The following is a 7,151-nucleotide window of genomic DNA, read 5'->3' as shown; positions in this document are numbered from 1 at the left end:
CATACCGGCGACGAGCCAGCCCCGGGCAGCGGCGTCGACTGGAACGAACTGCACGCCAGCACCCCATACCCCAACAACACCAGCTAAAAACCACAGTCTAAACCAACACGTTTGTTCCTATAACCCGGAAAGCCAAGTGGTAATAACAACGAAAAACGCCACCCAAGCTGCCTTGGATGGCGTTGTGTTGGTGGAGCTGCGGGGAATTGAACCCCGGTCCGATGACCGTACCCTCAGTCTTCTACGTGCGTAGTCTGCCGGCCGTGTGGCAATTTTTCTGCTCCCATCGTGTCGCAGACGACCGATGGCGGGCATAGCTGCAGAAAAAGTCCCTGAAACGCCCTGCGGCGCAGCGCTTCAAGCAAGTCCTCTTATAACGCCCAACATCCCCCCGAAGACACGAGGGAGTGGACGGAGCAGCTGCTCACTGGTTAATCCTGACTAAAAATCAGGCAGCGAGAGCGAACTCAGTGCGATTAGATTTAGCACTTAATTGTTTGCAGGGGTCATCCACGAGCGGACCCTGCGTTCTCGGCACGCTTCCCTGCGACGAACAGGTCACCGTCGAAACCGATCAGCCCCATATTGAATTATCAAACCCGGCTTTCGACCGGACATTTCACTATATACCGAATTGAACGAATATGCCAAATGATTGCTGCGACTATGCTGTGAGAGTATGAAAGTCATCTTGCAGCGCGTCAGCCGAGCCAGCGTCGATATCAAAAGTGCCGAGATACAAGGCATCGATGCGCACAACGTCGACGCCGAAGACCTGCATGACACGCAACCCTATCATGCCGCCATCGGCGCGGGATGTATGCTGCTGGTAGGGGTCGCCGACGGTGACGGGGAGCGCGAGGTGGAGTGGCTCGCGCATAAGATCTCGCATCTGCGCGTGTTCGAGGATTCGCAGGGCAAGATGAACCGCTCCATCCATGACGTGGGCGGGCAGGTGCTCTCAATCTCGCAGTTCACTCTTTTCGCCGACGTTAAGCGCGGCAATCGTCCTAGTTTTGTGACAGCGGGAAAACCTGAGCATGCGAAAACAGTATGGCTGGCATTCAACGAAGCGCTACGCGCCGAAGGACTCACGGTGCAGGAGGGCCGCTTCGGCGCGCATATGCAGATTGCCCTCGTCAACGACGGCCCCGTGACCATCGTCTTCGACACCGAGGAGATAGGGCTGTAAGACTGTTTCCTAAAACAGCCGCATCATCGTTCTGGCGCGTTGTTAATTTGCCTGCCATACCGGCATCGTCGTATGACGCTAACGGTCAGCCACAGGCAGGCACGCCTGACAGTCAGCCACACATGCCACAGCCCTATTGCAAGTCGCGCGACAGCTCTTCGCCGGCGAGTTTCAGCCGGTTGCGCAGTACGTCGAGTCGGTCGGTGCCCAGCGCATTGCTGACGAAGGTCAGGGCCAAGCCGGCGATGGGGTAGCCGTTGTAGTCGCGGATGGCCACTGCATAGGAATCGAAGCCGGGGGTTACGTCGCCGTGCTCTTCGGCGAAGCCTGTTGCATGCACTTGGCTGAGCAGCGCGCGCAGCTCTTTTGGGGATTTGGGGCCGATGCCGGTGCGGTCGACGAATGCGGCGCGATTGGGATAGAGCGCATCGACTTGGGCGCGGGGCAATCCTGCGAGCATGGCCCGGCCGCTGGCGGTCAGGTGGCTCGGCAGGCGCACACCGACGCCGGAGACCAGCGGCGGGCGGCCTGCGGCTCGCTCCTCAAGCACGTAGACGATCTGCGAGCCATGCAGCACCGCAAGATGTCCGTTCTCGCCCGTGTCGTCCACGAGTCGGGCCAGCACCGGATGGGCGATGCGCGAGACGCGATGCTGGCGTGAATAAGCCGATCCCATTTCGAAGGTCTTCAATCCGATGCCGTAGGTGTGCCGGTCCTTGAGACAGGTCACGAAGCCGTGCCGTTCCAGCACATCAAGCAGCTGGTAGACGCTTGAACGCGGGATGCCGAGCTCCCGCGCGAGCATCGCCGCCCGCGTCTCGCCGTGGGTGGCGATGAATTCCAGAATATCGAGCGTGCGCTCGGCTGCCGGCGTGACGCCATGTGCGTGCGGGCTTTCGCTCGGGCGCTGCCTTGGTTGCCACCTAGGCGCGGTACGGGATGGCTCACCGTTGGGCATAGCGGTCACATCATTCGTAAGAGTCATAGTCTGTACAGATTAACTGTCTGATATTTCGGACACAAAATCATGTCGCACCGGAATTCCTCGATGTGCGAACGACGACAATAGCGCACAGAGACAATAGCGCACAGCAAGCATGGCGCGGCAGGCCGGCATACAGCCGTCCGCCGGCCCACACAGCGAAACGAGGAACTATGAGTATTGGACAGTCGCAGCAGCAGGCTTCGGTCAGCGTCGGCATCGGCGCCTTGAGTGTGGAGGAGGTCATCGCGGTGGCGCGGCGCAACGCCAAGGTCGTCATAGACAAGCAGTCCCAACGCGAAATGGCCCTCAGCCGCGCGATCATCGAGGACCTGGCCGGCGACACGGTGCCTCATTATGGCATCTCCACCGGTTTTGGCGCGCTCGCCTCCACATCGATACCGCGCGAGCAGCGCTCGCAACTGCAGAAAAGCCTGATTCGCTCGCATGCCGCCGGCGCTGGTCCTGAGGTCGAACGCGAAGTGGTGCGTGCGCTGCTTGCGCTGCGCCTGTCCACGCTGTGCACCGGGCGCACTGGCGTGCGCCCCGAAACCGCACAGGTCTACGCCGATATGCTCAACGCCGGCATCACGCCCGTGGTCTACGAATACGGTTCGCTGGGCTGCTCCGGCGATCTCGCGCCGCTTGCCGCCTGCGCGCTCGTGGCTATGGGCGAAGGCGAGGCATATGACGCTTCCGGGCGCAAGGTGTCTGACGGCAAGGCCTTGGCCGACGCGGGTATTACGCCCGTGGACTTCAAGGAGAAGGAAGGGCTGGCGCTGGTCAACGGCACCGACGGCATGCTTGGCATGCTGTGCATGGCCATCACCGATCTGCGGCTGCTGCTCAAGACCGCCGACATCGCCGCTGCGATGAGCGTGGAAGGCATGCTGGGCAACGACCGCGTGTTCGCCGCCGACTTGCAGGCGCTGCGCCCGCATCAGGGACAGGCCGATTCCGCTGCGAACATCGCCGCCATGCTGCGTGGCTCCGGGCTGATCGAAGCGGGCCGTCCCGGCGCGACCGTGCGCGTGCAGGATGCGTATTCGCTGCGCTGCACTCCGCAGGTGCATGGCGCAGCTCGTGACACGGTGGAATACGCCGCATCAGTCGCCAATATCGAGCTCGGCTCGGCCATCGACAACCCTTGCGTAACCCTTGACGGTCGCGTGGAGTCCAACGGCAACTTCCACGGCGCGACGCTGGCCTATGTGCTCGACTTCCTGGCGATTCCCACGGCCGATGCCGCGTCGATCAGTGAACGGCGCACCGACCGCTTCCTCGACACCTCGCGCAACCGCGGCCTGCCGGCGTTCCTGGCAGGCGATCCGGGCGTGGATTCCGGGCTGATGATCGCCCAGTACACCGCTGCCGGCATGGTTTCCGAGATGAAGCGCAATGCAGTGCCGGCCTCCGTGGACTCGATTCCCAGCTCGGCCATGCAGGAGGATCATGTTTCGATGGGCTGGGCCGCTGCGCGCAAGCTGCGCCGGTCGATTCCGGCTTTCGCCCGCGTGCTGGCCATCGAGCTCATCTGTTCCGCGCGGTCCTACGACTTCCGCAAGCCATACCAGCCGGGTGCCGCCGGCGCTGCCGTGTATCAGGTGGTGCGCGAATCCGCAGGCGAGGTCGGCCCGGAAATGCGCGATATCTGGACTACTCCGCAGATCGAAGGCGTCGCCGCGTCGATCATGAGCGGCGAAGTGCTCGCCGCCGCGCAATCGGCTGTCGGGATGCTGCGCTGAGTAAGGCATGCAGCGAACAGGTACATTCGGCTGCATGTAGTTGAATATTGCGTGTCCCGTCGTGTCCGTGCTCGGTCTACTATGGTCGGGAACTGTTGTTAGCACCCGCGCGTGGGCGTGAGTGGCGAGGAAGGCTTGGCATGACCGAAGCGAATGACGATAATGATGCAGCGATGCGCAGCGATAATCGTGCAGCGAGCTGTTTCGCATCAACTTCTGCCGAGCCTACATCCATCATCGATGCGGCGGACAACATCGAACTGAGCTTCGCCGACACACGCGATCTGGACGCGGCCCAGCTGGTGGAGCTCATGCGCGAGCGGGTGCGCGTCTTCGTGGTCGAGCAGACCTGCCCATACCAAGAAATCGATGACAAGGATTTCGCTGCGCGGCACGTCATGCTCAGGCGCGACGGACGGCTTGTTGCCTACGCGCGAATCGTCCCGCACGACGACGGCGTGCATATGAGCCTTGGCCGAGTGATCGTCGTCAAGGAGTTTCGAGGGCAGGGTCTTGCACGCCGGCTACTGCGTGCAGGTATTGATGAGATATGGCGGCTCTACCCGGGCACAGGCATTAAAATCGCGGCGCAGCACCGGCTCAAGGACTTCTATGGCTCCTTCGGCTTCGTCGCCGTTTCGCCGGTCTATCTGGAAGATGGCATCCCGCATATCGACATGGTGCTTGAGTCCGAAGTCACCCAGTAGCGAATAGCAAATAGCGAATAGCGCAGGGGAAGCCCCAAGCGTCAAGTCACCAGGCCAGCCGTAATATGCAGAAAATCCTAGGATGCGATGCAATCAATGCACCATATCCTAGGATTTTCCTAGTTTGTATGTCAGCTGCGCGGGAATGTTCCCATACCCAGCAGCCAAATTCAGGCAGAGACGCTAACTAGTCAACGCTAGACAGTCAGACGCTCAGCAGTCACACTCATGCCGCCTTGCGGGTTTTCAGCAGACCGTACATCAGTCCGACGACCATGACATAGACCACGGCGACGGCCACGATGATGATCGAGCCGATCTCGCCCATCGCATCGGCTGCGACACCCATGATGGGCGGGAACACAGCGCCGCCGATCAGGCCCATGATCATCAGGCCCGAGACCTCGTTCTGACGCTTGGGCTGGTTGAGCAGCGCCTGCGAGAGGAAGAGCGAGAACACGTTGGAATTGCCGAAGCCGACGAGCGCCACCGCGACGTAGAACAGCCATTGCGGCGGGTTGTTCGTAACCGTGGAGAAGATGCCGAAGCAGATCACCGAAAGCACCAGAATGCCGCCGCAGATGCGCAGCGCCAGCTTGTTGCTCATGCGCTGCAGCACGATGCTGCCGGTGAAGCAGCCCAGCGTACGGAAGACGAAGTACACGGAGGTTGCGCCGCCTGCGATGGCCAGCGGGACGCTGGTGTGCTCCATCAGGATGCGCGGAGCCTGCGCGTTGATGCCGACGTCGATGCCGACATGGCACACAATGCCGATGAAGCACAGCAGTACGACGCGGTTGCCGAGCAGCTTGAGGCAGCCGATGATCGTGGGATTCGTGACTTCTTCGGCCGGCTCTTCGATCTGGTCGAACCACAGCGCGATACACACGACGACGCCGATGACCAGGTAGATGACGTAGAGAATCCACCATGCGTGATTGAGCTGCGAGAAGCCCCAGCCGGCGATGATCGGGGCGAAGAAGGAAGCGAAGCCCTTGACGAACTGCCCGGTGGTCAGCGTGGAAGCGAGCTTGTCTCCCTTGACAAACAGCGTCATCAGCGGGTTGAGCGCGACCTGCATAATCGTGTTGCCCACGCCCAGCAGGATGAAGGAAACGATCATCGTCCACAGACGCGCGGTTCCCGACATCGCCAGATATGCGAGAATCGGCAGCAGCATGGCGAACAGCGTGACGACAATCGAGAGGACTGCGGTCTTGCGCTTGCCGATCCGGTGCATCATTACGCCGGTGGGCACGGAGAAGATGAAGAACCAGAAGAACACCATCGTGGTGAACAGGTTCGTTTGGGAATTGGAGAGATTGAATTCGGGCTTGATATAGTTGGTGGCTGTGCCGACGAGATCGACGAAGCCCATGACGAAGAATGCCGACATAACAGGTACCAGGGCTTTGAAGCCCTTGGACTTGCCAGCTGGTTGGGAGGTGGCGGTGCTCATGGCTTTCTCTTTCTTTTCTCTGGTTATATGCGGTCGGTAGGGTGAAGTGAGTTCGCTGCCGAGCTGCCGGGCAGCTATCGGTTGCACGTCGCTGCGGCGGTCCCAAGGCCGTCGCGAACGTCAATGCTCATTCGCGACGGCCTCAAGAAGAAAGGGCGCGCCCGCTCAGGCCTTCTGCTCAGCCAGATAATCGGGTATCTGCTCGGGGTACTTGGGCCACGCGCCGTCCTTGGTGCACACGAAGGCCGAGGTGTTCACGGCTGCGCGATGCGCCTCTTCCAGCGTGGAGCCGGTGAGGATCTTCGCAGTGAAGGTACCGGAGAATGAGTCGCCAGCGCCGACGGTGTCGACCACTTCGACGTGCGGCGTCGCCAGCGTGGAGCTCTCATTGGTCTTCGAGATGATCGTGCTGAAGGTCGAGCCACCGGTCAGCACCACGTAGTCGAGGTTATACTGGGTGAGGAACCAGCGGCAGGCCTCGTCGTCCGAAGCGCCGCGGATGTCGAACATGTCGCGCAGCAGCAGCAGTTCGGCGTCATTGAGCTTGAAGACGGTGGCGCTCTTGAGCAGCTCTTCGATGAGCTGCTTCGAGTAATGGTCGCCACGCAGGTTGATGTCGAAGAACTTCAACGCGTTCGGCTTGGTGTGCTTGAGCAGTTCGATGATGGTGTCATGCGACTCCTGCGAACGCAGGGCGAGGGTGCCGAAACATACGGCGTCCGCCTTCTTCACCAGGTCGATGAGTTCGCGCGTCAGCAGAATGTGATCCCAAGCGACGTTCTTGACGATCGTGTACTCGGGGATGCCGTTCTTGAGCGCGACCTGCACGGTGCCGGTCGGCCAGGCGTTGCGCTGGATGATGGACTTCACGCCCGACTTCTCGGTTTCGAGCAGCAGCTCGTCGCCGAGATCGTCCTGGCCGAGGGCGCTGATCGCGTAGCCCTCGACGCCGTTCATCGCTGCATGATAGGCGAAGTTGACGGGGGCGCCGCCAGCGCGCTTGCCGCTGGGGAGCATATCCCACAGCAATTCTCCTAAGGAGAGAACGATTGGCTTGGTCATTGGT

At 61.0% G+C, this 7,151-nt stretch carries 6 protein-coding genes and 1 other RNA gene; 3 read left to right on the top strand and 4 right to left on the bottom strand.

The genetic code is table 11. The features are described 5' to 3' along the window. Positions 1 to 188: 188 nt before the first annotated feature. Positions 189 to 582, bottom strand: a transfer-messenger RNA (tmRNA) gene (gene ssrA, locus DDF78_RS08370). 97 nt (positions 583 to 679) lie between these two features. Here ssrA and dtd point away from each other — a divergent pair. Beyond that, positions 680 to 1,192, top strand: coding sequence for a D-aminoacyl-tRNA deacylase (dtd, locus tag DDF78_RS08365; RefSeq protein ID WP_152581313.1), 513 nt, complete (start codon positions 680 to 682; stop codon positions 1,190 to 1,192). 133 nt (positions 1,193 to 1,325) lie between these two features. Here dtd and DDF78_RS08360 read toward each other — a convergent pair whose 3' ends face one another. Further along, positions 1,326 to 2,177, bottom strand: a complete 852-nt coding sequence (locus tag DDF78_RS08360; protein ID WP_152581314.1) for an IclR family transcriptional regulator — start codon at positions 2,175 to 2,177, stop codon at positions 1,326 to 1,328. A gap of 170 nt (positions 2,178 to 2,347) precedes the next feature. Between DDF78_RS08360 and hutH the strand changes: the two genes are divergently transcribed. Further along, positions 2,348 to 3,919 (top strand): histidine ammonia-lyase, encoded by a 1,572-nt coding sequence (gene hutH, locus DDF78_RS08355; RefSeq protein ID WP_152581315.1) that lies wholly within the window; start codon positions 2,348 to 2,350, stop codon positions 3,917 to 3,919. Positions 3,920 to 4,059: 140 nt separating this feature from the next. Beyond that, positions 4,060 to 4,626, top strand: coding sequence for a GNAT family N-acetyltransferase (locus DDF78_RS08350; protein ID WP_202613247.1), 567 nt, complete (start codon positions 4,060 to 4,062; stop codon positions 4,624 to 4,626). Positions 4,627 to 4,852: 226 nt separating this feature from the next. Here DDF78_RS08350 and DDF78_RS08345 read toward each other — a convergent pair whose 3' ends face one another. Continuing rightward, the gene (locus tag DDF78_RS08345) at positions 4,853 to 6,085 is read right to left on the bottom strand and encodes an MFS transporter (RefSeq protein WP_152581316.1); all 1,233 of its coding nucleotides are present in this window, start codon (positions 6,083 to 6,085) and stop codon (positions 4,853 to 4,855) included. Between the two features lie 165 nt (positions 6,086 to 6,250). Further along, a complete protein-coding gene (locus tag DDF78_RS08340; RefSeq protein ID WP_152581317.1) occupies positions 6,251 to 7,147 on the bottom strand; it encodes a carbohydrate kinase family protein in 897 nt (298 codons plus the stop codon). Between the last annotated feature and the right edge of the window lie 4 nt (positions 7,148 to 7,151).

The organism is Bifidobacterium tibiigranuli, assembly GCF_009371885.1.
Lineage (GTDB): Bacteria > Actinomycetota > Actinomycetes > Actinomycetales > Bifidobacteriaceae > Bifidobacterium > Bifidobacterium tibiigranuli.
The sequence above is the reverse complement of the archived record's forward strand: the minus strand, read 5'-3'. Positions and strand labels throughout refer to the sequence as shown.

What these genes read in the sequence shown, in the direction of transcription:
- DDF78_RS08340 (WP_152581317.1), bottom strand. Translation starts at nt 7,147, where the DNA reads ATGACCAAGCCAATCGTTCTCTCCTTAGGAGAATTGCTGTGGGATATG.
- DDF78_RS08350 (WP_202613247.1), top strand. Translation starts at nt 4,060, where the DNA reads ATGACCGAAGCGAATGACGATAATGATGCAGCGATGCGCAGCGATAAT.
- hutH (WP_152581315.1), top strand. Translation starts at nt 2,348, where the DNA reads ATGAGTATTGGACAGTCGCAGCAGCAGGCTTCGGTCAGCGTCGGCATC.
- DDF78_RS08345 (WP_152581316.1), bottom strand. Translation starts at nt 6,085, where the DNA reads ATGAGCACCGCCACCTCCCAACCAGCTGGCAAGTCCAAGGGCTTCAAA.
- dtd (WP_152581313.1), top strand. Translation starts at nt 680, where the DNA reads ATGAAAGTCATCTTGCAGCGCGTCAGCCGAGCCAGCGTCGATATCAAA.
- DDF78_RS08360 (WP_152581314.1), bottom strand. Translation starts at nt 2,177, where the DNA reads ATGACTCTTACGAATGATGTGACCGCTATGCCCAACGGTGAGCCATCC.